This window comes from Rhodococcus sp. P4_B6 (assembly GCF_056402215.1).
The window spans coordinates 1-1,129 of the sequence record NZ_JBFUHV010000448.1; the positions used below are offsets into that span (position 1 = coordinate 1).

Here is a 1,129-nt window from a genome sequence, read left to right on the forward strand (position 1 = left end):
GCGCTGCATCGAGGTTGTCGGCGGCATCGTCGAAGGTATGCGCTGCCATGCCGATCTGCATCGCGCGGGCCGTACCTCCGATGCATCCGATTTCTTCGGCCACGAGGTGGACGATCATCTCTTCGCGGTCGCGGATTGCCCTGGCGATGGCTCGCAGGAACGCCTTGCGTTCTGGCGTGGGTAGCGCCTCCCATTCGGGTTGAGCGGCGCGGGCAGCCGAGATCGCCTGGTCGACTTCGTGCACTCCGCCGGCCGGGACCCGGCCCATCACTGTGCCGGTTCGCGCGCTGCGGACGTCGATGAACGATTCGTCGGCGCTCGGCGTCCAGATCCCGTCGATGTAGTGACTGCTTCGGAGCGCCGTGAATGTTTCGCTATCGGTTGTGGTGCTCATGCGGATGCTCCCCGCACCAGGTGGTCGAGCAGATGGGCGTAGTCGCTGCGCGGCGGGCAGAACAGGTCGAGGTTGTGGACCTCGTCGCTGAGTGGCTCGATGTGGTGGTATCGGCCGGCCGGTACAAGCAAGACCGAACCTTCGACCATGTGATGGGCGACGTCGTCGATGTAGTAGTTCGCCTCACCGCGGGTGACCATCGCGAGTTGGTCGAAATCTTCGTGCACGTGCGGTCGGAGTTCCATATTTTTCTTCAGCACGTTCATCACGAGCATGACGTCGTCGGTTGCGTAGCCGGACCTGACGACGCCGGGACGGACGCTTTCCTGCTCGAGGCCGTAGAAGTTCACGACCTTGCCGTAGGCGTGTTCACTGTAACTCTCGGACATGCTTTCTCCTGTTGCTCTCCGCGGGAGTGGGTTTCGATGATTTCTCGGCGACCGGGGGTGATGCCGGGTCTGCGTCGGCGATGAGCTCGGTCAGAGTCTCGCCGGCGGCGCGCAAGGCTTGAGCGATTCCCGAGTCGATGTCTTCGGGGATGGAGTTGGTTGTGCCGACGACGGCCAAGGTTGCCCGAATGTTTCCGTCTGATCCGAGTATTGGGACGGCGATGGTGCGAACGCCTTGGACGACGCGTTGGTGCATGGCGATTCGTCGCGCCGCGACGGCTGACAGCTTGCGTTGCACTTGCTGTGCTTGGTCGTCATCGAGGCTTGCGATGAGGCGTTGGCGAGC

The 1,129-nt window shown here is 63.0% G+C and carries 3 protein-coding genes; all 3 read right to left on the reverse strand.

Annotation, left to right across the window (positions count from 1 at the left end; genetic code table 11):
- The coding region (locus AC1DWT_RS51450) for an aldehyde dehydrogenase family protein (RefSeq protein WP_477926298.1) at positions 1-394 on the reverse strand (394 nt) is incomplete at its 3' end.
- Positions 391-783 carry a cupin domain-containing protein gene (locus tag AC1DWT_RS51455; protein ID WP_477926299.1) on the reverse strand — a complete coding sequence of 131 codons (393 nt, stop codon included), beginning with the start codon at positions 781-783 and terminating at the stop codon, positions 391-393. The genes AC1DWT_RS51450 and AC1DWT_RS51455, both read right to left, overlap by 4 nt.
- Positions 764-1,129 (reverse strand): hypothetical protein (locus AC1DWT_RS51460; protein ID WP_477926300.1); only part of this gene is annotated, 366 nt, incomplete at its 5' end. The genes AC1DWT_RS51460 and AC1DWT_RS51455, both read right to left, overlap by 20 nt.

Bases quoted from the DNA above. Each gene is read 5' to 3' on its own strand.
- AC1DWT_RS51455 (WP_477926299.1), bottom strand. From the start codon at position 783: ATGTCCGAGAGTTACAGTGAACACGCCTACGGCAAGGTCGTGAACTTC.